Origin of the sequence: Pseudoalteromonas sp. APC 3694, from assembly GCF_030407565.1 — a bacterium.
Taxonomy (GTDB): domain Bacteria; phylum Pseudomonadota; class Gammaproteobacteria; order Enterobacterales; family Alteromonadaceae; genus Pseudoalteromonas; species Pseudoalteromonas tetraodonis.
Map to the genome: position 1 here is coordinate 40,616 of NZ_JASDDE010000011.1, position 24,110 is coordinate 64,725.

Annotated in this window: 20 protein-coding genes; 15 read left to right on the forward strand and 5 right to left on the reverse strand. The window is 41.8% G+C overall.

Features of this window, described 5'->3' with window-relative positions:
* Nucleotides 1–3 precede the first annotated feature (3 nt).
* The 9 genes from QMA00_RS06100 to QMA00_RS06140 all read left to right on the forward strand — a co-directional run bounded on the left by QMA00_RS06100 (nucleotide 4) and on the right by QMA00_RS06140 (nucleotide 9,401).
* Complete coding sequence (locus QMA00_RS06100) at nucleotides 4–870, forward strand: phosphatidate cytidylyltransferase (protein WP_008110985.1); 867 nt, start codon at nucleotides 4–6, stop codon at nucleotides 868–870.
* Nucleotides 867–2,069, forward strand: coding sequence for a 1-deoxy-D-xylulose-5-phosphate reductoisomerase (ispC, locus tag QMA00_RS06105; RefSeq protein ID WP_290156443.1), 1,203 nt, complete (start codon nucleotides 867–869; stop codon nucleotides 2,067–2,069). The genes QMA00_RS06100 and ispC overlap by 4 nt, the downstream gene beginning before the upstream one ends.
* 1 nt (nucleotide 2,070) lies before the next feature.
* Nucleotides 2,071–3,423, forward strand: coding sequence for a sigma E protease regulator RseP (gene rseP, locus QMA00_RS06110; RefSeq protein ID WP_076922208.1), 1,353 nt, complete (start codon nucleotides 2,071–2,073; stop codon nucleotides 3,421–3,423).
* Between the two features lie 106 nt (nucleotides 3,424–3,529).
* Nucleotides 3,530–6,001 (forward strand): outer membrane protein assembly factor BamA, encoded by a 2,472-nt coding sequence (gene bamA, locus QMA00_RS06115; protein ID WP_076922242.1) that lies wholly within the window; start codon nucleotides 3,530–3,532, stop codon nucleotides 5,999–6,001.
* 11 nt (nucleotides 6,002–6,012) lie between these two features.
* Nucleotides 6,013–6,531 carry an OmpH family outer membrane protein gene (locus QMA00_RS06120; RefSeq protein WP_076922209.1) on the forward strand — a complete coding sequence of 173 codons (519 nt, stop codon included), beginning with the start codon at nucleotides 6,013–6,015 and terminating at the stop codon, nucleotides 6,529–6,531.
* A 7-nt stretch (nucleotides 6,532–6,538) separates the two neighbouring features.
* A complete protein-coding gene (gene lpxD, locus QMA00_RS06125; protein ID WP_076922210.1) occupies nucleotides 6,539–7,561 on the forward strand; it encodes a UDP-3-O-(3-hydroxymyristoyl)glucosamine N-acyltransferase in 1,023 nt (340 codons plus the stop codon).
* Between the two features lie 27 nt (nucleotides 7,562–7,588).
* Nucleotides 7,589–8,041, forward strand: coding sequence for a 3-hydroxyacyl-ACP dehydratase FabZ (gene fabZ / locus QMA00_RS06130; protein WP_036981943.1), 453 nt, complete (start codon nucleotides 7,589–7,591; stop codon nucleotides 8,039–8,041).
* A gap of 2 nt (nucleotides 8,042–8,043) precedes the next feature.
* Entirely contained in the window at nucleotides 8,044–8,814 is a 771-nt protein-coding gene (gene lpxA / locus QMA00_RS06135) for an acyl-ACP--UDP-N-acetylglucosamine O-acyltransferase (protein ID WP_013465422.1), read from the forward strand.
* Between the two features lie 179 nt (nucleotides 8,815–8,993).
* The gene (locus QMA00_RS06140) at nucleotides 8,994–9,401 is read left to right on the forward strand and encodes a septal ring lytic transglycosylase RlpA family protein (RefSeq protein WP_036981945.1); all 408 of its coding nucleotides are present in this window, start codon (nucleotides 8,994–8,996) and stop codon (nucleotides 9,399–9,401) included.
* Here the strand turns inward: QMA00_RS06140 and cydC are convergent.
* The 5 genes from cydC to QMA00_RS06165 are packed head-to-tail and all read right to left on the reverse strand — an operon-like array spanning nucleotide 9,398 to nucleotide 15,788.
* Nucleotides 9,398–11,134 (reverse strand): thiol reductant ABC exporter subunit CydC, encoded by a 1,737-nt coding sequence (cydC, locus tag QMA00_RS06145; RefSeq protein ID WP_076922211.1) that lies wholly within the window; start codon nucleotides 11,132–11,134, stop codon nucleotides 9,398–9,400. The two genes, QMA00_RS06140 and cydC, sit on opposite strands and share 4 nt — an antisense overlap.
* Complete coding sequence (gene cydD, locus QMA00_RS06150; protein ID WP_076922212.1) at nucleotides 11,127–12,902, reverse strand: thiol reductant ABC exporter subunit CydD; 1,776 nt, start codon at nucleotides 12,900–12,902, stop codon at nucleotides 11,127–11,129. Before cydD ends, cydC begins: the two co-directional genes overlap by 8 nt.
* Nucleotides 12,892–13,056: a cytochrome bd-I oxidase subunit CydX gene (gene cydX, locus QMA00_RS06155; protein ID WP_004586934.1), complete on the reverse strand. Its 165-nt coding sequence runs from the start codon at nucleotides 13,054–13,056 to the stop codon at nucleotides 12,892–12,894. Before cydX ends, cydD begins: the two co-directional genes overlap by 11 nt.
* 12 nt (nucleotides 13,057–13,068) lie before the next feature.
* Entirely contained in the window at nucleotides 13,069–14,208 is a 1,140-nt protein-coding gene (gene cydB / locus QMA00_RS06160; protein ID WP_076922213.1) for a cytochrome d ubiquinol oxidase subunit II, read from the reverse strand.
* Nucleotides 14,205–15,788, reverse strand: a complete 1,584-nt coding sequence (locus QMA00_RS06165; RefSeq protein WP_076922214.1) for a cytochrome ubiquinol oxidase subunit I — start codon at nucleotides 15,786–15,788, stop codon at nucleotides 14,205–14,207. The genes cydB and QMA00_RS06165 overlap by 4 nt, the downstream gene beginning before the upstream one ends.
* A gap of 292 nt (nucleotides 15,789–16,080) precedes the next feature.
* Between QMA00_RS06165 and lpxB the strand changes: the two genes are divergently transcribed.
* The 6 genes from lpxB (at nucleotide 16,081) to QMA00_RS06195 (ending at nucleotide 24,069) form a co-directional block, all read left to right on the forward strand.
* Nucleotides 16,081–17,238, forward strand: a complete 1,158-nt coding sequence (gene lpxB / locus QMA00_RS06170; RefSeq protein ID WP_076922215.1) for a lipid-A-disaccharide synthase — start codon at nucleotides 16,081–16,083, stop codon at nucleotides 17,236–17,238.
* Nucleotides 17,228–17,830, forward strand: coding sequence for a ribonuclease HII (gene rnhB / locus QMA00_RS06175; protein ID WP_076922216.1), 603 nt, complete (start codon nucleotides 17,228–17,230; stop codon nucleotides 17,828–17,830). Before lpxB ends, rnhB begins: the two co-directional genes overlap by 11 nt.
* Nucleotides 17,831–17,833: 3 nt before the next feature.
* Entirely contained in the window at nucleotides 17,834–21,325 is a 3,492-nt protein-coding gene (gene dnaE / locus QMA00_RS06180; RefSeq protein ID WP_076922217.1) for a DNA polymerase III subunit alpha, read from the forward strand.
* Nucleotides 21,326–21,341: 16 nt separating this feature from the next.
* The gene (accA, locus tag QMA00_RS06185; protein ID WP_036981960.1) at nucleotides 21,342–22,298 is read left to right on the forward strand and encodes an acetyl-CoA carboxylase carboxyl transferase subunit alpha; all 957 of its coding nucleotides are present in this window, start codon (nucleotides 21,342–21,344) and stop codon (nucleotides 22,296–22,298) included.
* 122 nt (nucleotides 22,299–22,420) lie between these two features.
* Entirely contained in the window at nucleotides 22,421–23,731 is a 1,311-nt protein-coding gene (gene tilS, locus QMA00_RS06190; RefSeq protein WP_250653664.1) for a tRNA lysidine(34) synthetase TilS, read from the forward strand.
* Complete coding sequence (locus tag QMA00_RS06195) at nucleotides 23,728–24,069, forward strand: hypothetical protein (protein WP_250653665.1); 342 nt, start codon at nucleotides 23,728–23,730, stop codon at nucleotides 24,067–24,069. Before tilS ends, QMA00_RS06195 begins: the two co-directional genes overlap by 4 nt.
* Nucleotides 24,070–24,110 lie beyond the last annotated feature (41 nt).

A 24,110-nucleotide genomic window follows, 5' to 3' on the forward strand; every position in this document is an offset into this window, starting at 1 on the left:
ATTTTGTTAAAACAACGTATTTTAACCTCACTAGTGTTAGCACCATTAGCACTGGCTTTGGTTTTTTACACCCCACTAACGTTATTTAGTTATTTTGCGGGTGCTATTGTATTAATGGGCGCGTGGGAATGGTCTGCCTTTATGGGGCTATGCGATAAGCTAAAACGTGGCGCCTTTGTGTTATTAGTGGCAGTACTACTAGGGTTACTCAATTTGCATTGGCCTATAGAGACTCTATGGCAAGATGGTCAACTTGTAGGCGATGCTAATTACTTATTTACCTTGTCGTTTTCTTGGTGGTTGGTAGCCAGTTATTTAGTGTGGCGTTACCCTGCTATGGCGAAAGGGTGGAACGAAGGGCTTGTGATGCGCGGCATTGCTGGTTTATTGACCTTAGTACCGCTATGGCTTGCACTTAACACACTGCGTAGTGCGCAATATACGGAATCTACTCACTATGGCTCTATGCTCATTTTAGTTGTATTAGGCATTGTATGGAGTGCCGATATAGGCGCTTACTTTACAGGTAAAAGTTTTGGTAAACATAAGTTAATGCCTAAAGTTAGTCCAAATAAAACCATAGAAGGCCTCGCAGGTGGCGTGGTTGCTGCGGTGTTATTTGTACTGGCTTTTTGTTATTACACTAACGTTGATACCTCTGTATGGCCTATTTATGCAGTTATGACAGCGTTTATTGCCTTGTTTTCTGCGGTAGGTGATTTACTTGAGAGTATGTTTAAGCGCGAAGCGGGACTTAAAGATAGCGGCAGTTGCTTACCAGGACACGGTGGTATTTTAGACCGTATTGATAGTTTAACTGCGGCAGCACCGATGTTTGTTATTTGCTTTGCTTGGACGCTTAGCTTATGAGTGCTGTGCAACAACTGGTTATTTTGGGTGCGACGGGGTCGATAGGTCTTAGCACGTTAGATGTTGTTGCAAGAAACCAACAGCAATTTAAAGTTTTTGCATTGACCGCAGGACAAAATGCAAAAAAAATGGCTGAACTGTGTATAGCTCACCAGCCTCGTTATGCTGTAATGGCATCTGAATCGGCGGCTAAGCAGCTTTCTGCGCTTTTAAAGCATGAGAGTAAAACGCAAGTAATGCATGGCGAGAAAGCCATGAGTGAGCTCTGTGCTCATGGTGATGTTGATACGGTTATGTCAGCGATTGTCGGTGCAGCCGGATTACTACCTACTTTGAGCGCTGTTGAAGCGGGCAAAAAAGTATTGCTTGCCAACAAAGAGTCACTGGTGATGTCGGGTCAGTTATTCATTGATAAAGTTAAAAAGCATCAAGCAACTTTATTACCCATCGACAGCGAGCATAATGCTATTTTTCAGTGTTTACCTAGTGCGTTACAAAATACCCAAGGGCAAGCAAAGCTTGGGCAACATGGGGTTAGCAAAATTTTATTAACTGGCTCAGGTGGCCCGTTTTTAAATCGTGATATCAATACCCTTAACACCGTTAGCGTCAGTGAAGCTGTTGCTCATCCTAATTGGTCTATGGGGCAAAAAATATCAGTAGATTCAGCTACGATGATGAACAAAGGCTTAGAGTTTATTGAGGCTAAATGGTTATTTAACTGTAACGCAAGCGATATTGATGTGGTGATTCATCCTCAAAGTATTATCCATTCTATGGTGCAATACCAAGATGGCTCTATTTTAGCGCAAATGGGTAACCCTGATATGCGCACCCCGATAGCGCATGCACTTGCGTATCCAGAGCGCATTGATGCGGGTGTCAAGCCGTTAAATTTTTCTGATATTTGTGATTTTTCGTTCACTAAACCTGATTTCTCGCGTTACCCCAATTTAAAGCTTGCAATTGCAGCCTGTGATGCAGGCCAAGGAGCCACCACCACCGTTAATGCGGCTAATGAAATTGCAGTTAATGCGTTTTTACAGGGGCAGATTAGGTTTACCGATATTTATAAAGTGAATGCGCAAACATTAGACGCCGCACAATTTACTGATGCGAAAACTCTCGATGAAATTTTAGAGTGTGACCGTTTAGCACGCATCAGCGCTGCGCAGTTTATAACAAAAGTGGTGCATTGATATGTTCGATTTTTTTTGGAATTTAGGTTCGTTTATACTCGCACTAGGCATTTTAGTGACCGTTCATGAATATGGTCATTTTTGGGTTGCGCGTAAAGCGGGTGTAAAGGTACTGCGCTTTTCAATTGGTTTTGGTAAACCCTTACTAAAATGGCACGATAAATATAATACTGAGTACGTTATTGCGGCAATCCCGCTGGGCGGATACGTGAAAATGCTCGACGAGCGTGTTGATGAAGTGCCTGCCAATCAACGTCATTTATCGTTTAATGCTAAATCAGTTCAAGCCCGCATAGCCATTGTGGCAGCAGGGCCCATGGCGAACTTTTTGTTCGCTATTTTTGCTTTAGCGGTGATGTACATGGTAGGTGTGCAAACCATAAAACCAGTTGTGGGTAGTGTTGTTGAAGGCAGCCGAGCTGAACAAGCCGGTATTATGCCAACCCAGCAAATTATTAAAATTGGTGATGACGACATAAGTAATTGGCAAGATGCGACCTTTTCTTTGATGTCTCATTTAGGTGATAAAAGCGTTGCCGTTACTTTACGTAATGAAAATTATCAACAAACAACGCAAATTCTCAACCTCGATGGTTGGAAGCTTGATCAGCAAGATGTACCGCCATTGAGCTCGTTGGGGATTGTGCCGTTTCGCCCTCAAGCAACACTCACTATTGCGGCGATTACTAAAGACTCTGCTGCTGAACAGGCAAATTTACAGGTTAACGACATTATTCTGGCTGTAAACGGCGAAACAATGAGCAGTTGGCAGCAATTAGTTAATCTTATTACTCAATCGGCTAACAAATCCTTACAATTTAGTGTAAAAAGACAAGATAGTATAAAAACAATAATAGTGACCCCAAACAGCCGGGTCGTCAGTAATGGCATAGAGCAAGGCTTTTTGGGGGTTGCTCCCGTTGTAGAGCAGTGGCCTGATGATTTTGTAGAGACTAGACATTATGGGCCACTAGATAGTATTGTGCTGGGCACAAAAGAAACATGGCGTTTAATTACGCTGAGTTTTGACATGATAGGTAACTTAATAACAGGCCAGGTGTCGGTTAAAAACCTAAGTGGGCCCGTCGGCATAGCCGTAGGCGCTGGCACCAGTGTTAGTTATGGATTAGTCGCATTTTTAAGCTTTTTAGCTTTGATAAGCGTTAACTTGGGAGTATTTAATTTACTTCCTCTGCCAGTGCTTGATGGTGGGCACTTAATGTATTACATAATTGAACTTTTTCGTAAAAAGCCAGTCTCTGAAAAGACACAAGAGTTTGGTTTTAAAGTGGGAGCCTTGCTACTCATTTTTCTAACATGTTTCGCTTTGTTCAATGATGTATCGCGCTTGTAGTTATGTAAGCGTGGTAACGACAAATTAGAACACGATTGTAAAGCTCGTAAATATTTAATTTTCGATGCTAAGCGGTAATACAGTTGTAAAGGATAAAGATAATAAAATGGCTATAAAAAAACATTTGGTAGTTTCAAGTTTATTGGGTGCAAGCTTTGCAGCCCTAGGCCAAAACTCCTTTATTGTTGAAGATTTAAAAGTTGAGGGATTGCAACGTGTCGCACTTGGTGCTGCATTAACGCATATTCCTATTAACGTGGGCGACAATGTTGATGAATATACAATTTCAAAAACAATTAAGTCACTTTATCGCTCTGGTCACTTTGACAATATAAAAGCGTTACGTGATGGTAATAACGTTATTTTTAAAGTAACTGAACGTCCAACCATTAGCTTTATTGAATTTGAAGGCAATAAAGACATAAAAGATGAGCAGTTAAATCAGTCACTCGATCAACAAGATATTCGCCAAGGCGAGCCGCTTGATAAAACGGTAATCGATAACATCGAAAAAGGCCTGATTGAATTTTTTCACAGTATTGGTAAATACAATGCAAAAGTGGATATCAGTGTCACTAAATTACCACGTAATCGGGTTAAATTAAGACTTGAGTTTGACGAGGGCGATGCAGCCTCCATTCGTCAAATTAACTTAGTAGGCAATGAGCTTTTCTCAAACGAAGAGTTATTGCAACTAGTTGAGTCGCAGCAAGACTTACCATGGTGGCAGTTTATGGGTAGCGACCGCTATCAAAAACAAACCATTGAAGGCGATTTAGAAAAAATTCGCAGCTTTTATTTAGACCGTGGCTATTTACGCTTTAATATTGACTCAACTCAAGTATCAGTTAGCCCTGAACGTGAGTCTGTTTATGTAACGGCAAATATTACCGAAGGCGTTAAATACAAAGTGAAAGGCTTTGATTTCATCGGTGATTTACTCGGTCGTGAAGAATTAATAAAAAGTGTTATTCCACTGCGTACAGGCGAGCTTTATAACGGATCAGTGGTTACCTCATCAGAAGAATTTATCAAAAGCTACTTGGCGCGTTTTGGTTACGCCAATGCTGAAGTACGTACGATTCCAGAAATTGATGACGAGAACCAAGAAGTACAATTGACTCTGTCGGTTGACCCTGGAAAACGTGTTTATGTTCGTCGAATTATTGTAGGTGGTAACCAAAATACAGCTGATGAAGTACTACGTCGTGAAATGACACAGCTTGAAGGTGCATGGCTATCTAACCAAAACCTTGAGCGTTCTAAATTGCAAATTCAACGCTTACCTTATATGGAAACTGTTGACTTTAACGTAGTGCCTGTTCCAGGTGTAGATGACCAAGTAGATGTTGATTTTACTGTTAAAGAGCAATCTGCGGGCAGCTTCAATGCCGGTCTTGCTTATGGTTCGTACCTAGGTCTGCAATTTAATATTGGTGTAACTGAATCTAACTTTTTAGGCACAGGTAACCAAATTGGTTTTAACATTAATACCTCGCGTGGCTCTGAGCGTGTCAGTGTGTCGTACACAGACCCTTACTTTACGCCAGATGGCGTATCGCAAGGCAGCAGCGTTTTTTACAGTAACTACGATGCTAGCCAGTTTAGCTTGATTGACTATAAGTCAAAAAGTTATGGCCTTGGGACAAACATTGGTTTTCCAATTGATGCCATTAACCGTATTAACTTTGGGGTTCGTTGGATAGAAGAAGAACTATCAGATATCGCTGAATATGAGCAAACACGTGTATTACGTGAAACCTTCCTCGATCCAGAAAATCCAGATGCGGGCTTTGAGTTTACCAAGTATGAGTTAAGTGTAGGTTGGTCGCGTGTAACGGTAAACCGTGGTTTATTCCCAACCGCTGGCTCAAGACAAACATTAAACCTAACAGCAACAACGCCGAATTCAGATTTAAAATACTTTAAATTAAATTACGATTCACGTTTTTACTGGCCGATTTCAAACGATCATCGTTGGGTGTTCTCAACGCGTGCGGCATTAGGTTACGGTAATGGTTATGGCTCTACTAACGGGTATGAGCAGACGCTGCCATTCCAAGAGTATTTCCGTATTACAGAAATGGAACTACGTGGCTTTGATAGAAATACTATCTTACCGCGTGCAGTATCACGAGTACCGCAATCTATACCAGGCACGCCATCGGGTGATGGTACAACCACAGGTAATATTGGTGGGGCGTCAGAGTTTGACGTGCTAATACCACAAGGTCGTATTGGTGGTAATGCTAAAGCAGTGGCAGGTATGGAGCTTATTGTTCCTACACCGTTCTTAGATGAAGAAAACACCAGTTCGGTGCGTACGAGTTTCTTTGTTGACGCTGCCAATGTATGGGATACCGAATTCAGTGTTGATCGCTATCAAAACTTAGGTATTGATGAGCGTGCAAAATTAGATGATTATTCAGACCCAATGCGCTTTAGGGTTGCAACCGGTTTATCATTACAATGGATCTCACCTATGGGTCCTATGCTGATCAGCTTTGCGTATCCGTTGCAAAAAGAAGAAGATGACGATACCAAGACCATCAGTTTTAATATTAGTAACACTTTCTAAAGGAGTTTTTTGTGAAAAAATTATTCAAATCAACAGCTGTTGCCGTTTTAGCTACACTTATGATGGGTACATCAGTTAATGCTTTTGCTCATAAAGTGGGTATTGTAGATATGCAAGAAATCTACAAGCAGCTTCCACAAATGGCTAAAATTGAACAGTCTTTACAAACTGAATTTGCTGAGCGTCGTCAAGAGCTTGAAAAGTTACAAGGCGATATTCGCTTTGAAGCTGAAAAGTTTAAGCGTGAAAGCACCACAATGAGTCAAGATCAAAAAGACGCATTACGTGATAAAATTCAAGGTATGCAAAAAAACCTTGCTGAAAAGGGTCGTCCGTTAGAGCAAGAAATTAAAGCACGTCAAAATCAAGAGTTGGCTAAAGTTCAGACTCTAATCATTGAAACTATCCAAGAGATTGCTAAAAAAGGCGACTTCGACGAAGTTAAAGTAAAAGACACAACTATTTACTTTAATCCTAAAGAAGTAACTGATCTTTCTGAAAAAGTTGTAGACGCTGTAAGTAAGAAATAATTAATCTATGCAAAATTATACGCTTTCGCAAATTGCGGAACTTCTAGGCGCTGAGCTTCAAGGTGATGGCGCTTTAGAAATAAAAAAAATAGCGACACTTGCAAATGCCCAGACTGGGCATATTGCATTTTTAGCGAACAAGAAATATCGCTCTCAGCTTGAAACAACACAAGCCAGTGCTGTGATACTGGGTCCTGAGGATACGCCTTATTTTTCAGGCAACAAAATCATCGTCGCCAATCCGTATGTGAATTACGCTAAACTCGCTCAGTTAATGGATACCACGCCACGTAGTGCCATTAGTGGTATACACCCAAGTGCGGTTATACATGCCAGTGCGCAAGTCAGTAAAAGCGCATCCATAGGCGCGAATGTTGTAATTGAAGCTGACGCTGTGATTGGCGATAACGTACAAATTGGTCCGAACAGTTTTATTGGTGAACGTGTTAAAATAGGCTCAGGCACCAAACTATGGTCAAGTGTGAGCGTTTATCATGATGTTGAGATTGGCGCAGACTGTTTATTTCAAGCGAATACTGTTATTGGCAGCGACGGTTTTGGTTATGCGAATGAACGTGGTCAGTGGCTTAAAATTCCACAACTAGGCTCAGTGATCATTGGCGATAAAGTCGAAATTGGTGCAAGCACCACCATAGATCGTGGTGCACTCGATGACACTATTATTCACAGTAACGTTATTATTGATAATCAGTGTCAAATAGCACACAACGTTGAAGTTCAGTCAGGCACTGCAATTGCCGGTTGTACTGTACTTGCAGGCAGTGTCAGCATAGGTAAAAATTGCCAGATTGGCGGCATGACCGCAATTAACGGTCACATGTCTGTATGTGATGGTGTTATAATTACTGGTATGAGTATGGTGACTAAATCAATCACCGAACCGGGTATTTACTCATCCGGTATGCCTCATACGACTAACAAAGAATGGCGAAAATCAATTGCTCATTTGCGTAACCTTTCAGACATGAAGTCACGTCTAAAAGCGCTTGAAGCATTGAATAAGTCATGAACGTTGAACACTAATAAGGATGCTATTTTGGCAAACGAATTAAATAGCCTTGATATTCAAGAAATTTTAAGTTTATTACCGCACCGTTACCCGATGCTTCTGATTGATCGCGTTATAGATTTCACCCCTGGTGAATCGTTACATGCAATTAAAAACGTATCGATTAATGAACCCATTTTCACCGGCCATTTCCCAAACCAGCCGATTTTTCCTGGTGTGCTAATATTAGAGTCAATGGCACAAGCAACGGGTCTATTAGGGTTTAAAACGGTTGAAAATCGTAATGAAAACGAACTTTACCTATTTGCAGCCGTAGACAATGCTCGTTTCAAGCAGCCGGTTGTGCCAGGTGATACCATGCATCTTCATGTTAAGTTTTTGAAAGAGCGTCGTAACATATGGAAATTTGCGGCTGAAGCTAAAGTTGACGGCAAAACAGTGTGTAGCGCCGAAATCATGTGTGCTAGAAGAGAGTTTTAATTGTGATCCATGCTACGGCAATAATCGAACCGGGTGCAAAACTTGGTAACAATGTGTCAGTTGGACCATACAGTTACATCGGTAATGATGTTGTTATTGGTGATGACTGTATTATTGAGTCTCACGTTGTTGTTAAAGGGCCTGCTACTATTGGCTCTGGTAACCATATTTTTCAGTTTGCTTCTGTGGGCGAAGCCTGCCAAGACAAAAAATATAACAACGAGCCAACCAGCTTAATTATTGGCGACAACAATGTTATTCGTGAATGTGCGACTATTCATCGCGGTACAATCCAAGATGAAGGTGTTACCAAAATAGGTAGCAATAACTTATTTATGGCTTACACTCACGTTGCACACGATGCGGTGATTGGCGATAACGTTATTTTTGCAAATAATGCCAGTGTAGCGGGTCACGTTCATGTTGGTGATTGGGTTATTTTAGCGGGTAACTCAGGTGTGCATCAATTTTGTAAAATTGGTGCTCATGCATTTGTTGGTATGTATTCTGGTGTAAATAAAGACGTACCTCCTTTTGTTACCACCATTGGGATGCCAGCAGGCCCTGCAGCAATCAATACCGAAGGTATGAAACGCCGTGGTTTTGAAAGTGATGAGATAATGGCAGTACGCCGCGCTTATAAAGCGTTTTATCGCAAGAGCCTAGGCGTTGATGAAGCGATAGAATCGCTTTCAGAAGACGCTGAAAAATACCCAGCTGTTCAACTGATGATTGATTTTGTTAAAAGCTCAGAGCGCGGTATCGTGCGTTAATAAAGAGCATTTTAATTTATAAAAAAAACCACCTTTGAGTAATCAAGGTGGTTTTTTATTAGCTGATATTTGATTAATAACTCAGCCATGAAGTGCATGTTGCTGTGTTTATTAAATTCAGTCTCTACTCAGGCTTACCTTATTACACTCCCTACACATTTTCTTATAAAGTATTAATAATGAAACGGATAAAGTTAGTATTTATTTCAGTATTATTAGTGATTTTGACCGCCTGTAGTACTGCGCCAAGTAATATAAATAATCAACAACGTGATGTTGCAGAGCAAGGTAAAGCATCATTTTATGCTGATAAATACCACGGCCGAACTACTGCCAGTGGCGAGCGATTTAGCCAACAAGCAGCAAGTGCTGCGCACCTAAGACTCCCATTTGGTACAAAAGTGAAAGTTACCAATATTGCTAATAATAAGTCTGTAGTGGTCAGAATTAATGACAGGGGGCCTTATATTCGGGGGCGAATTATTGATTTATCTAAGGCGATGTTTAAAAAAATAGCCGACCCTAAAGTCGGCGTTATTGATGTAACGGTCACCGTTATTGATAAAAGTAATACTGCTAAGGACTAAAAGCGGGTCGTTAACGCCACATAGTCAGGGTGTTCATTGAGCAATTGTTGATGTGAACCTTGAGCGATGATTTTCCCACTGTCTAACCAGATGACACTATCCATTTGCGATAACAACGCTGGATCGTGTGTGATTGTTAGTACACTGGCACACTCTTTTAGCTGTAAAATACTGTTCATAACGGCTTGTTTAGAAATATTATCGAGCCCTTCAGTGGGTTCATCGAGCACTACAATGGCGGGTTGTTGCAGCAGCGCTTGTGCTAAGGCAATGCGTCTTGACTGGCCTTGAGATACATTTCGCCCGCCGGTACCTAAACGAGTATTTAAACCTTCTTTTAGCGCGCTAAACCAGTTACCCAGCTCGGCTTGTTTTAACGCCACTGTCATTTGTTGCGCTGTTGCATCAGGTGCCGCATAGGCAAGATTATCGCTTAATGTACCATCAAAAATATGATGCTGCTGGGCTAAAATATTTAATGTTTTTGCACGGCTTTCATTATTTAAATTTTGCAGGTTTATTGTTTCTTTTTCGTTTTGTAAGCTAATTGCACCTTGTTGCAGAGGCCATAAACCGCTTAGTAAATTCACTAAGGTTGTTTTACCACTGCCGCTTCGTCCAACAATTGCCACTTTATGCTTTGCAGGGAGCTCAAAGCTCACATTATTTAATGCCTGCTTTTGGCCATAGTGGTAACTAATTTTATCTAGCGAAAGTGTCCATTTTTTATTTTTTGAATCAATAACTTGTGGCGGAACCTCGTTTTTCTTCAGTACTTTATCTTCAAGGGTAAATAGTCGCTCAGCTGATTTTAATACATTAGGTAGTTCAATAAACGCGTTGGGTAGTAACAATACGCTTTCAAAACTGGCCAGTACAAACAAACTCAACATCGCCAATTCAACATTTACCATCTCGCCGCTAAATACCAGCGGCACAATAGTGACAATGCTGGCGAGCATAGCCAGTTGCACTATGAGTAAGCTCAAACCATCAGCATTGCTAAGAGCCTTATGACGAATAAATAATTGCTGATTATACTGCTTACTTAACTGATCACACTTAGTGAGTTGTTGGTTTCGAGCTTGGTAAATATTTAGTTCTCTAAGACCCGTTAAGGTATTAGCTAGCTCAGCTCTTAATTGGGCGCTGAGTAATGTTTCTTGGTGGCTGTTTTTATCTAATTGTCTGCTCAATATAACGGGTATAACCACCCCAATAACAACGATGCCCGTAAAACAAATTAAGGCTACACTTGGGCTGTAAGCAGACATAAACAGCATAATAATAGGCACAGTGAGTAAGGCTACTAACATCGGTAGCAACACATTTAAATAAAATTTATCTAGTGCGTCTACATCATTTTGTAAGCGGTTAACTAAATCGGCACTGCGGCTCATAGCCAAATCAAGGTTATTAAGTTTACTGAGTGTGGCGAACATATTTACTCGTATTTCACTTAACAATAAAAATGTGGCGTTGTGAGTAACTAAGCGTTCTGCGTAACGTGAGGCGGTGCGCACAATTGCCAAAAAACGAATGGTGCCAGCTGGGGTAAAGTAGTTCATATGGACGCCTGCAAGTCCTGCGGCAGCCATAGAAGCTAAAAACCAGCCGGAAATAGCGAGTAAGCCTGCATTAGCTAGCACCGTCAGTGACGCTAGAAACGTCCCTAAAAGCATCGCTTTATAATGAGGGCGGCACAATTTAAGTAAACGAATAAAGTTAGTCATTAGTCGCTCCATGTTGCGCTGTTTGCAGCAGCTTTGCAAATTCGCCAGCTTGCTGGCTGAGCGTTATAAAGTCGCCTTGCTGAGCGATGGCACCGTTTTCCATAACGATAAGTTGTTTAGCATTTTTTACTGTATTTAAGCGGTGCGCTATGGTGATCACTAAGTGTTCTTTTGCATACTCAGCAATAGCGTTTTGAATGAGCTGTTCAGTTTGACTGTCTAAATGAGCGGTTGGCTCATCAAGCATTAAAATAGGGGCGTTTTTTAAAAATGCACGAGCTAAAGCAATACGCTGCTTTTGCCCTCCAGAGAGCCCTTCGCCTTGTTCACCTATTAAGGTGTTAAACCCATCAGGTAAGTCGTTAATAAATTCCAGCGCACCAGCTTGCTGCGCCGCCTGTTCAAGTGCTGCATTTGAAACGCCTGGATTACCTAGCTTTATATTAGCGCCAATGGTGTCGTAAAATAAGGTTGGCTTTTGTGGGATCCAGGCAATGTTTTGTTGTAATTGGCTTATATCGGCTGTCGTCAATGGTTGTTGGTCAATGGATATGTGTTGTATTACTTCTGGGTGAAAACCAAGCATGCAATCAAGTAGGGTGCTCTTACCTGAGCCGCTAGCTCCCACAATGGCTACTAGTCCTGTGATTGGCAGGGTTAAATTAATATTATTAATTCCCTCATTGCTATTAGGGTAACTAAAATTGAGATCATGGACGCTGATAGTGCTGTTACCCTCCATGTTTATATGAGCTGTGTGGTTATTATTTTTTGATGGCAGTGGTGCATTTAAAATGATTAGCATATCTGCAGCAGCACTAATTCCTTGTAAGCGCGCATGATAATGGCTGCCTAATTGGCGAAGCGGTAAGTAAAATTCAGGCGCTAGCAGCAATACTACAAAGCCGGTTGCAAAGTCGAGCGTGCCAAAAAATAATCTAAAACCAATAATAACCGCTACCAGTGCCACACTAATTGTGGCTAAAAACTCCAGTGCAAAAGAAGATAAAAAAGCAATTTTTAACACGCTTAGCGTTGCATGCCTAAAATCATCTGAAATTTGGGCTATTTGCTTTAGCTCTTTGCGCGTAGCATTAAACAACTTTAGTTGGGTAAGCCCTTGTATGCGGTCAAAAAAGTAATTACCGAGTACAGCTAATTGTTGCCAGCGCTGTTGATTGAGTGCCTCGGCCTTATGGCCAACCAAAATCATAAAAAATGGGATAAGCGGGGCGGTTAATAAAAATATTAAACCTGCCTTGTAATCGGTAGGGAATATAACCACTAATATGGCCACTGGAATAAGCGCGCTATAGGCAACACCGGGTAAATATTTAGCGTAGTAATCGTGAAGTGCTTCAACGCCATTGTGCAGCGTGTTGAGTGTAGCGCCTTGACCGTGTTGTTCAATATAACTAGGGCCAAGTTGAGTCAATTTGGTTAATAAGGTTTGGCGCATAGCCGACTTTATTTTAAGTGCCGCATAAGCACTGAGCCTTTCACTAATAGCTAAAAATAGAGCTCTGAGTAAAATAATTCCCGCGAGAGGCCAAAGTAAGTGATTTACTTGCTCAAGGCTTGCGCCTGCAAACATGACGTTGTGAATAGCCTGTGCCAGTAAATACGCACTAGCAATCATTAAAATAGCGTTAAATGTGCCCAGTGCAATACTTAACTTTAACCATGCACCCGCAGACTTACTTTGCTTTTTTAAAAAAGCGCGCAGAGATTGCTGCTGCGCGCGATTTGGTCGGGGGTTAGTCGTCATCTTTTGTATTGTTAGCTTCGTTTAGTAAATCGTGCATAGGTTGTTCATCATCAGCAATACTGTTCTTATTTTGATGAAACTCGTACCACATTACATTGATAACCCCTAAGGTACAGGCTAAAAGTACCCCTAAAATCCAAGCAAAATACCACATAATTTAGTCTCCTTAGTAGCTACCGTGTGTGTTATTTTCAATTTCTTCGACTGTTACTCTGCGCCACATTTTTACGTAACACCACGTGGTGTAGGCCAGGATTAACGGAATAAATATAACAACAGCAACAAACATAATATTGAGTGTTTTGTGACTCGATACAGCATCCCAAATAGTTAAGCTAATATCAGGGTTATTAACCGATGGCATAATAAATGGGAACAGCGACACACCTGCCGTCATAATAACGCCAATTAACATAAAGCTGGTTGAAATAAGCCCAAGTGCTGGCTTGTTAAGCTTTGAGAAAAGCAGGGCACTGAATGCCATAGCAAAACCTAAAATAGGGAAGGTTATTGTCCATGGGCGCTCACTGTAGTTGTTAAGCCATGCGCCTTTTGCTGTGCTTACTACTTTTGCCAGCGGATCTGCGTGGCTTTGCGTATCAGGCATCGACACAATTTGGTAGCCATTAATGTTTGCCACCCAAAAGCCAGCTGCTGCAAACAAAACAATAAATACCACTAAGGCATAGCGGCCATATTGCGCTGATCGCTGTGCAACCGCATCTGCTGTGCGCAATTGCAACCACATACCTGCATGGGCAATTAACATGGCTACACTGATTAAACCCGCTAGCAAACCAAATGGGTTAAGTAAGCCAAAAAATGAGCCTTGGTAGCTTACACGTAGTAGATTATCAATGTTAAACGGTACACCTAAAAATAAGTTACCAAAGGCTACACCAAATACTAAAGCGGGAATGGCGCTGCCTGCAAATAGGCCCCAATCCCAGTTATTACGCCAGCGTTTAGAGTCAACTTTAGAGCGATAATCAAAGCCAAGAGGCCTAAAAAATAATGCAAATAAGACCAGCATCATAGCAAAGTAAAAACCAGAAAATGCGGCGGCATAAACCATAGGCCATGCTGCAAACAAGGCACCGCCTGCAGTAATAAACCATACTTGGTTACCATCCCAGTGGGCACCAATGGTATTAATAACGGTACGCCGTTCACTGTCTGTTTTGCCCACAATACGCAGTAACATGGCAACGCCCATATCCATGCCATCGGTAATTGCAAAGCCTATAAGCAGTACGCCAATGAGCAACCACCACAGCATTTTTAATGTTTCATAATCAAAAATCATAATTGCTCTCCTGCGTCTTTATCTGCTTTATTTGGTAATTCAAAGTGATACTTACCTGTATGTAATGAGCTTGGGCCTTGTTTAATAAATTTAATCATTAACCATGCTTCAACAATCGCCAATCCAGTATAGAAAACAATAAAACCAGTTAAGCTAATTAAAATATCGTTTACCGTCAGTGACGAAGTCGCTAAAAAGGTTGGTAATATTTCAGATATTGCCCAAGGTTGGCGGCCGTATTCGGCAACGATCCAGCCAAACTCTATTGCAATCCAAGGGAGTGGAATACTCAAAACCGCAGCCCACAGCAACCAGCGTTTTTGCTCAATAATGCGGTGTGCGTTGTAATAAAATGCCAGTACAAACACGGCGAGCATTACTACGCCACAGGCAACCATTATTCTAAATGACCAAAACATAGGACCCACTCTAGGGAAGGAGTCTTTAACCGCCATTTGAATTTGTTCATCTGTGGCATCTACCACATTGGGGGTATAGCGTTTGAGCAATAAGCCATAACCTAAATCATCTTTGAGGGAGTCAAATTTAGCTAGGTTTTCTTCGCTGTCTTCACCATTTCTAAGTTTTTCGAGATATTCGTACGCTATCATGCCATTACGAATACGCTTCTCGTGTTTTTTCTCTAAATCAGAAATACCAATCACTTGCTCATCAAGTGAGCGAGTAGCAATAATCCCCAATGCATAGGGTATTTTCACTGCTGCATGGGTAACTTGCTCATCTGAATCAGGAAAACCAAACGCAGTAAACGCTGCAGGTGCTTCTTCGGTGTGCCACTCAGCTTCTATGGTGGCTAGTTTTACCTTTTGAACCTCGCCCACTTCATAGCCTGATTCGTCACCTAATAAAATAACACACAGTATTGACGCTAAACCAAAGCCGGATGCCACCGAAAACGAGCGTTTTGCAAAGGCTAAATCACGGCCTTTTAATATATACCAACTACTAATACCCAGTACAAACATAGAAGCGGCAACATAACCTGCCGATACAGTATGAATAAACTTAACTTGTGCCACAGGGTTAAATACAAGCTCAGCAAAGTTAGTCATTTCCATGCGCATAGTTTGATAGTTAAATTCTGCTCCCACAGGGTTTTGCATCCAGCCGTTAGCAATTAATATCCATAGCGCCGACAAATTAGTACCCAGCGCCATTAAAAAGGTAGCACCTAAATGTTGGCGTTTAGTTAACCTGTCCCAGCCCAAAAAGAACATACCCACAAAAGTTGACTCTAAAAAGAACGCCATTAAACCTTCAATAGCCAGCGGCGCGCCAAATATATCGCCTACATAATGTGAGTAATATGACCAGTTAGTACCAAACTCAAATTCCATGGTGAGGCCCGTCGCCACGCCAATAGCAAAGTTAATACCAAATAACTTGCCCCAAAACTTAGTCATATCACGATAAATTTCGCGACCGGTCATAACATAAACCGATTCCATGATAACTAAAATCCAGGTCATACCGATTGTTAACGGCACAAATAAAAAATGAAATAGAGCGGTGACAGCAAACTGTAATCGCGATAGATCCACAAAGGTTTCATCTATCATTTTTGGCTCCTTTGGTTGTGATGCAGTGACAGCACAAAGCAATTGTTAATGTTTTAATAAGCTTTCAGTAATTTCTGAAAGTTTGCGTTATTATTGGCGTTTGTACAATTTTTGTCAATATGTATATTAGAAAACTTTAATATACCATGACATTACATCAGTCTATAAAATACGCAATCATCAATTAAGAGTAAGTTAGAAAAAAGTGGTGTGTTTTAAGCGTTTAACCTAGCCTTAAAACACGGTAAACTAATCGGTATGAACGCCGGGTTTACTTGTGAAAAAATAGCAAATGAAAAAAGATAAAAAACAACTACGAATTGGTATTGTGGCAGGTGAACTGTCGGGCGATATTTTAGGTGAAGGGCTCATAAAAGCGCTTAAAATTCACTTTCCAAATGCAATCTTTGAAGGTATTGCAGGCCCTAAAATGCAAGCTCAAGGCTGCAGAACATTGTTTGATATGGATGAGTTGTCGGTTATGGGCTTGGTTGAAGTCCTTGGCCGTTTACCGCGCTTGCTAAAAATCCGCAAACAGTTAGTACAGCACTTTATCGAAAACCCTCCTGATGTTTTTATAGGCATTGATGCGCCGGATTTTAATTTACGTGTAGAAAAACCGTTAAAAGACGCAGGCATCAAAACCGTGCAATACGTAAGTCCTTCAGTGTGGGCGTGGCGTGAAAAACGCATTCACACTATAAGTGCAGCCACTAACTTAGTATTGGCTTTATTGCCTTTTGAAAAAGAATTTTACGACAAACACCAAGTACCGTGTACTTTTGTAGGTCATACATTAGCTGACGACATTGCACTTAAGCACGACGATAGCCAAGCCCGCAGCCAACTAGGCTTGAGTGCTGATGACAAGGTGTTAGCGCTATTACCTGGGAGCCGGGGCTCAGAAGTGGGCTTGTTAAGTGAAACCTACATAAAAACAGCGGCGCAGTTACAAGCGCATAACCCAGCGCTTAAAGTCGTTGTGCCACTGGTGAACGAAAAGCGTAAAGCGCAATTTATTGCTATTTTAAATGCCACAGCGCCCTCTCTTAATGTTAACTTACTAGATGGTCAATCAAATTTAGCCATGCAAGCCGCCGATGCTATATTGCTTGCATCAGGTACAGCAACGCTTGAGGGCATGTTATATAAAAAGCCAATGGTAGTTGGTTATAAAATTAAACCCATGAGTTATTGGATTTTTAAAACCTTATTTACCTTTAATATTAAATATTTTTCGCTACCCAATTTATTGGCAGACGAAGAGTTAGTACCAGAGTTTTTACAAAGAGAGTGTAATGTCGCTAACTTAACAGCAGCACTTACCTCTATGCTCAATAGCGATAATAAAGAATTAAAAGCACGCTTTTTAGCTATACATGAAAAAATTAGATTAAATGCCAGTAAACAAGCAGCCAAGGCTGTGGCGGAGTTAATAGATGCAAATTGAACGACCTAATGTAACCTTAATAGCCGGTGTGGATGAAGTTGGTCGTGGACCGCTGGTGGGTGATGTGGTTACTGCCGCTGTTATTTTAAATCCCGCTAAGCCAATCGCAGGCCTTGCAGATTCTAAAAAATTAACGGATAAAAAACGCCAATTATTAGCCATCGAAATAAAAGAAAAAGCACTGTGTTACGCCATTGGTCGTTGTAGCCCCAGTGAAATAGATGAGCTAAATATATTACAAGCCACCATGCTTGCCATGAGCCGCGCGGTGGAAGCACTTAACACAGTGCCTGAATTTGTGTTTGTAGATGGCAACCGTTTACCTAAATTAGCAATGCCGGCACAAGCCATTGTTAAAGGCGACAGCTTAGTTGCTGAAATTTCAGCAGCCTCTATTTTAGCAAAAGTTGCCCGGGATGATGAAATGATTGAACTTGATGCGCGCTACCCACAATATGGGTTTGCAGGGCATAAAGGCTACCCAACTAAGGCGCATTTTGCAGCACTTGAGCAATACGGCGCAATTGATGAGCACCGTAAAAGCTTTAAGCCGGTACAGCGCGTGCTGATGCAAGCAAAGGGCGAGGCATAAATAATGGCTGCACCAGAGTTTGTACATTTACGCGTTCACTCAGACTTTTCGATGGTCGATGGCTTAGCTAAAACCAAGCCTATTGTCGCTAAAGCGCAAGAGCTTGAAATGCCCGCGCTGGCTATTACCGATCAAATGAACTTTTGTGGTCTGGTGCGTTTTTATGGCGCAGCGCATAATGCGGGTATTAAGCCGATTGTTGGTGCGGATTTTTGGGTACGTAGCCCAGAATTCCCCGACGAACCAAGCCGATTAACATTGTTAGCCAAAGATAACATTGGCTATAAAAATATTACTTTATTGATCTCTAAAGCCTATCAACGTGGCCATGTTTTTCATCGCCCTGTCATTGACCGTGAGTGGTTAGTTGATTTAAAAGAGGGGCTTATCATACTCTCGGGCGCCAAAGATGGCGATTTAGGAAAAGCCTTAATAAAAGGTAACCCCGCTATTGTTGAGTCGGTGGTCAGTTTTTATAAGCAGCATTTTAGCGATCATTTTTATATTGAGCTTATTCGTACCAACCGTGCCCAAGAAGAAAACTATTTGCACATGGCGGTAGAGCTTGCAACAAATGAGCAATTGCCAGTAGTGGCCACCAATGAAGTGGTATTTTTAAAACCTGAAAACTTTGAAGCTCATGAAATACGCGTGGCGATTTTTGACGGTTACACATTGGATGATAAACGCCGACCAAAGCGTTTTTCACAAGAGCAATACCTAAAAACGCCAGAACAAATGGCAGAGCTATTTAGTGATATTCCAGAAGCGCTACAAAATACCGTAGAAATTGCAAAGCGCTGTAATGTAACCGTGCAATTAGGTGAGTATTTCCTACCAGATTACCCGACGGGCTCACTAAAAATTGATGAGTTTTTGGTTAAGGTTTCACAAGACGGCCTTGAAGAGCGACTACAGTTTTTATTCCCTGATGAACAAGAGCGACAAGAAAAACGGCGCGAATACGACGATCGCTTAAAAGTAGAGCTAGATGTAATTAACCAAATGGGTTTCCCTGGCTACTTCTTAATCGTAATGGAGTTTATTCAGTGGAGTAAAGATAACAATATTCCAGTAGGGCCAGGACGTGGTTCGGGTGCGGGTTCATTAGTGGCGTACGCGCTTAAAATTACAGACCTAGATCCGCTGGAATTTGACTTACTCTTTGAGAGATTTCTAAACCCAGAACGTGTTTCTATGCCCGACTTTGACGTCGACTTTTGCATGGATAGGCGTGATGAAGTAATTGATCATGTATCGGCCTTGTATGGCCGTGACGCGGTATCGCAAATTATTACCTTTGGTACTATGGCAGCTAAAGCGGTAATACGCGATGTAGGCCGTGTACTTGGTCATCCGTATGGGTTTGTCGATCGTATTTCTAAGCTTATTCCGGGCGATCCTGGGATGACACTGGCCAAAGCGTTTGAAGTTGAACCCCGGTTGCAAGAAGCCTACGACGGCGATGAAGAAGTTAAAGACTTAATCGACATGTGTCGTATTCTTGAGGGTTGTACTCGTAATGCCGGTAAACATGCCGGGGGGGTTGTAATATCGCCGACTACCATTACCGATTTTGCGGCGCTCTATTGCGATGACGAAGGTAAGTTTCCAGTTACCCAGTTTGATAAAAACGATGTAGAAACCGCCGGTTTAGTTAAGTTTGACTTTTTAGGCTTACGTACGCTCACCATATTACAGTGGGCGCTGGATATGACCAATGAGCGCTTAAAGCGTGAAGGCAAACAGCCGGTCGATATCAACACCATTCCATTGGATGATAAAAAAAGTATTGAGCTACTGCTGCGCGCTGAAACCACCGCGGTATTCCAGCTAGAATCACGCGGCATGAAAGACCTAGTTCGCCGATTAAAGCCCGATTGCTTTGAAGATATGATAGCCCTAGTGGCCTTATTCCGCCCAGGTCCACTGCAATCAGGCATGGTAGATAACTTCATCGACCGAAAGCTCGGCAGAGAAGAAATCTCATATCCCGATGCGCAATACCAACACGAAAGTTTAAAGCCGATTCTTGAGCCGACATACGGCATTATTTTGTATCAAGAACAAGTTATGCAAATAGCGCAGGTACTGGCCGGTTATACACTGGGCGGCGCCGACATGTTACGTCGTGCTATGGGTAAGAAAAAGCCTGAAGAAATGGCAAAGCAGCGTTCAACCTTTGAAGAGGGCGCACGTAATAATGGCATTGATGGCGAGCTGGCGATAAAAATATTCGACTTGGTTGAAAAGTTTGCGGGTTACGGTTTTAACAAATCTCACTCAGCAGCTTATGCATTAGTATCGTATCAAACGCTGTGGATGAAAACGCATTATCCGGCCGAGTTTATGGCGGCGGTAATGTCGGCTGATATGGATAACACCGACAAAATAGTAACGCTGGTCGATGAATGTGAAAACATGAAACTCACTTTGTTACCGCCCGATGTAAACGCCGGTGAATACAAGTTTACTGTTAACCTTCAAGGTGAGATTGTTTACGGCATAGGGGCAATTAAAGGCGTAGGTGAAGCGCCGGTTGATGCCATATTAGAGGCGCGAGCAAAAGGCGGCCCATTTAAAGACCTATTTGATTTTTGTGCGCGTGTTGATTTAAAACGCTTAAATAAACGCGTTACCGAGAAATTAATTTATGCAGGCGCATTAGACCAACTAGGGCCTGAAAAAACTCAGCCAGGGCGAGCAACACTATTAGCCAGCTTAAAAGATGCGATGCGCGCAGCCGATCAGCACAACAAAGCTGAATTATTAGGGCAAAGTGATTTATTTGGTTTACTTGCTACAGAGCCTGATGAAGTAGAGCAAGCGTTTATAAAAGCAACACCGCTTACGGATAATCAGTGGCTTGATGGCGAAAAAGACACCCTAGGCCTTTATTTAACCGGACATCCTATAAACCAGTATCGACGAGAGCTTGGGCATTATACTAGTGGTCGACTCATCGACTTACAACCAACTAATCGTGATGTGCTCTCAACCGGAGCAGGTTTAGTGATTGCAGCGAGAACCTTAATTAATAAAAAAGGAAACCGTTGGGGGCTGATAACTTTAGATGACAAAAGCGCCCGAATTGATGTACGCTTGTTTCCAGAACAGTTTGAAATGTACCAAGATATGTTGCAAATCAACAATATTTTGGTGATATCCGGACAGGTCAGCTTTGATAACTTCTCTGGTGGTATTACAATGACCGCCAGAGAAATAAACACCATTGCTCAGGCGCGTGAAAAGCGTATAAAAGCGATTAAGATGACGCTGAATATGGTGCAGATCGAGGCTGGTTTCTTCGATAAATTACAAAAAGTACTCGAACCATACAAAATGGGAACGTGTCCGATCAAGGTATATTATCAACGCCCCGATGCGTTGGTGCAATTAACCCTAGGGATCGAATGGTGTGTTACGCCAAGTGACGACTTAATTCATAAGTTATCGCTGATGGCAGCGCAAAATGTAGAACTAGAATTTAACTAATTAGGTAGTTTAGAGCATGAGCCTCAATTATCTTGATTTTGAGCTTCCAATTGCAGAATTAGAAGCAAAAATTGAAGAATTACAAAATGTAAGCCGCGCTGGCGAATTAGACCTTGGATTAGAAGAGGAAGTCAGTAAACTTAAAGAAAAGAGCGCACAAATGAAGGAGAAAATTTTCTCTGAACTAGGCGCTTGGCAAGTATCACAGTTAGCACGTCATCCGTTGCGTCCTTATACTCGAGATTACATCGAGCGTATTTTTACGGAATTTGACGAATTTGCGGGTGATCGCACGTTTGCTAACGACCCTGCCATTTTAGGCGGCGTAGCCCGTTTAGATGGTGAGCCAGTAATGGTGATCGGTCAGCAAAAAGGCCGTGGTACTGCTGAAAAGATTAAACGCAATTTTGGCATGCCAAAACCTGAAGGTTACCGTAAAGCATTGCGCTTAATGGAAATGGCAGAGCGTTTTAAAATGCCAATCATGACCTTTATCGACACCCCAGGTGCATACCCTGGTGTGGGCGCTGAAGAGCGTGGTCAGTCTGAAGCAATTGCACGTAACCTAAAAGTAATGGCCGCACTTAAAGTACCAACAATTTGTACTGTTATTGGTGAAGGTGGTTCAGGTGGTGCATTAGCCATTGGTGTGGGCGACAGAGTAAACATGTTGCAATACAGCACTTACTCGGTTATTTCACCAGAGGGTTGTGCATCAATTTTATGGAAAAGTGCCGACAAAGCACCATTGGCTGCAGAGGCAATGGGTGTAACAGCAGAGCGTGTTAAAGAGCTAGATTTAATTAATAATTTAGTTGAAGAGCCCCTAGGCGGCGCGCACCGTAATTACGATGGCATGGCACGTAACTTAAAAGTACGCCTTAAGCGAGATTTAGCAGACCTACAAGCGTTATCGCTTGAAGAGATGCTTGATCAGCGTTACAAGCGTTTAATGTCGTTTGGTTATTGTTAAAAGTAGCTAAATGTAGCTAAATAGAGAAAAAAGCCGCCTATGCGGCTTTTTTTGTTTTAATATACCGTAACGTAGAGCCTTTTTTATTCGGGTTATTAGCAATTCATTCATTGGTTATAATAATGCACACATCACAAATTTATCTGCAGGTAAAAAAAGCCCTTAATCACTACTTAGAAAATGGGCAATTCACATTTACAGTAGCCTTATCTGGTGGCGTAGATTCGGTAGTGTTGTTGCAGATAATGCATGGGTTAAAAGAGCAGTGGCCACAATTAAATTTAAGTGCAATTTATGTAAATCATGGCTTAAGTGATAACGCCCATCACTGGCAGCAATTTTGCCAAGCACGTTGTGAGCAACTTTCAATTGATTTTAAAGCGGCACACGTCATTATTAAGCAGCAATCGCGCACCAGTATTGAAGCGCAAGCTCGCGAAGCGCGTTATCAAGCGCTAGATGAATACAGCCCAAGTGATAGTATTATTTTGTTAGGCCAGCATTTAAACGACCAAGTAGAGACATTTTTACTTCGTTTAAAGCGCGGCTCAGGCTTAAAAGGGCTCGGCGCTATGCAGCAAACTCGCGTGCTTGAAAGTGGCCGTGAGTGCTATAGGCCATTACTTGGGGTAAAACGCAGCGACATAGAAGCGTTTGCGCAGCAATTTAATATTAGCCATATTACTGATGAATCAAACTCCAATGAACGCTTTGATCGTAATTTTTTGCGTCAACAAATCGTGCCTAAGTTGGCAGAGCGTTTTACTGGGTTTGAGCAGTGTACAGCACGCAGTATTGAGTTATTACAGCAGCAACAAACACTGCTTGATGAATATACCCAGCAAGATCTCGCACAGTGTATTAACCAACATCAGGGGCTTAATATACAAAATATGGCTCATTACAACGCTATTCGCATTGCGAATCTTCTGCGCGCATGGCTGGCTTTATTTACCCATACCATGCCTTCGCAAAAACAGTTAATGCAAATAATGAGTCAGGCTATTCATGCCAAAGCTGATGCGCAAATGGTTATTAAGCTAAGCGATGGACAAATACGCCGCCATCAAGGTTATCTGTATTTTGTGCAGCCGACGCCTTTAGCCGTTAATATTGAACGCGTAACAAGTCGCGAACTAGTGCTGAATGACGGACAAATACTACAATGCCTGCAGGGAATAGGTATACGCGCCCCTAAACCTGATGAACAAGTCAGTGTTCGTTTTAACTGTAATAGTGCGCGTATTAAACCACTAAAAAAGCCCGGCAGTAATACCCTTAAGCATTGGTTTAAAGATGCAAAGGTAGCGCCTTGGCTACGTGCTGATATTCCATTAATTTTTTACAATGATGAGCTAGTTCAAGTGGTTGGCTATTTTATTAGTGATAATCACAAAGATGATGCTGGTTTTATTTGGGAGTATAAATCATGAGTCAACAACCTCATGTTGGGCTGTCGCTTATAAATAAGGCACCTACTGGCATATTAATTACGCTATTGATTGCGGTTTTAGCGAATGTATTTTTAACCCATAATATTATTACTCTCGGCTACGCTGTATTGGGTGGTATGGTATGTGCCGCCATTTTACTTGCCTATTGGTTAGGTAAAGGGGGCGTGTTTTTCATTCTAGGGGTGAGTACGCCTTTACTGTTAGTGCTTTTTACACCGCTTACGACAATTGCTGCATTACTTAATTTACTCAGTGGTTTCTTTTTTGGCTTTTTCGCCATGTTACTAATTTACAAATACTTTATATTAAAAAAGTAGTATAAAAAAACCCAGCGGGGGAGGCTAGGCTTTTCAATCAG

Excerpts from the sequence above, each read along its gene's own strand:
- ispC (WP_290156443.1), top strand. The coding sequence starts at position 867 with ATGAGTGCTGTGCAACAACTGGTTATTTTGGGTGCGACGGGGTCGATA.
- rseP (WP_076922208.1), top strand. The coding sequence starts at position 2,071 with ATGTTCGATTTTTTTTGGAATTTAGGTTCGTTTATACTCGCACTAGGC.
- bamA (WP_076922242.1), top strand. The coding sequence starts at position 3,530 with ATGGCTATAAAAAAACATTTGGTAGTTTCAAGTTTATTGGGTGCAAGC.
- lpxD (WP_076922210.1), top strand. The coding sequence starts at position 6,539 with ATGCAAAATTATACGCTTTCGCAAATTGCGGAACTTCTAGGCGCTGAG.
- QMA00_RS06140 (WP_036981945.1), top strand. The coding sequence starts at position 8,994 with ATGAAACGGATAAAGTTAGTATTTATTTCAGTATTATTAGTGATTTTG.
- cydC (WP_076922211.1), bottom strand. The coding sequence starts at position 11,134 with ATGACTAACTTTATTCGTTTACTTAAATTGTGCCGCCCTCATTATAAA.
- cydD (WP_076922212.1), bottom strand. The coding sequence starts at position 12,902 with ATGACGACTAACCCCCGACCAAATCGCGCGCAGCAGCAATCTCTGCGC.
- cydX (WP_004586934.1), bottom strand. The coding sequence starts at position 13,056 with ATGTGGTATTTTGCTTGGATTTTAGGGGTACTTTTAGCCTGTACCTTA.
- cydB (WP_076922213.1), bottom strand. The coding sequence starts at position 14,208 with ATGATTTTTGATTATGAAACATTAAAAATGCTGTGGTGGTTGCTCATT.
- QMA00_RS06165 (WP_076922214.1), bottom strand. The coding sequence starts at position 15,788 with ATGATAGATGAAACCTTTGTGGATCTATCGCGATTACAGTTTGCTGTC.
- lpxB (WP_076922215.1), top strand. The coding sequence starts at position 16,081 with ATGAAAAAAGATAAAAAACAACTACGAATTGGTATTGTGGCAGGTGAA.
- rnhB (WP_076922216.1), top strand. The coding sequence starts at position 17,228 with ATGCAAATTGAACGACCTAATGTAACCTTAATAGCCGGTGTGGATGAA.
- dnaE (WP_076922217.1), top strand. The coding sequence starts at position 17,834 with ATGGCTGCACCAGAGTTTGTACATTTACGCGTTCACTCAGACTTTTCG.
- accA (WP_036981960.1), top strand. The coding sequence starts at position 21,342 with ATGAGCCTCAATTATCTTGATTTTGAGCTTCCAATTGCAGAATTAGAA.
- tilS (WP_250653664.1), top strand. The coding sequence starts at position 22,421 with ATGCACACATCACAAATTTATCTGCAGGTAAAAAAAGCCCTTAATCAC.
- QMA00_RS06195 (WP_250653665.1), top strand. The coding sequence starts at position 23,728 with ATGAGTCAACAACCTCATGTTGGGCTGTCGCTTATAAATAAGGCACCT.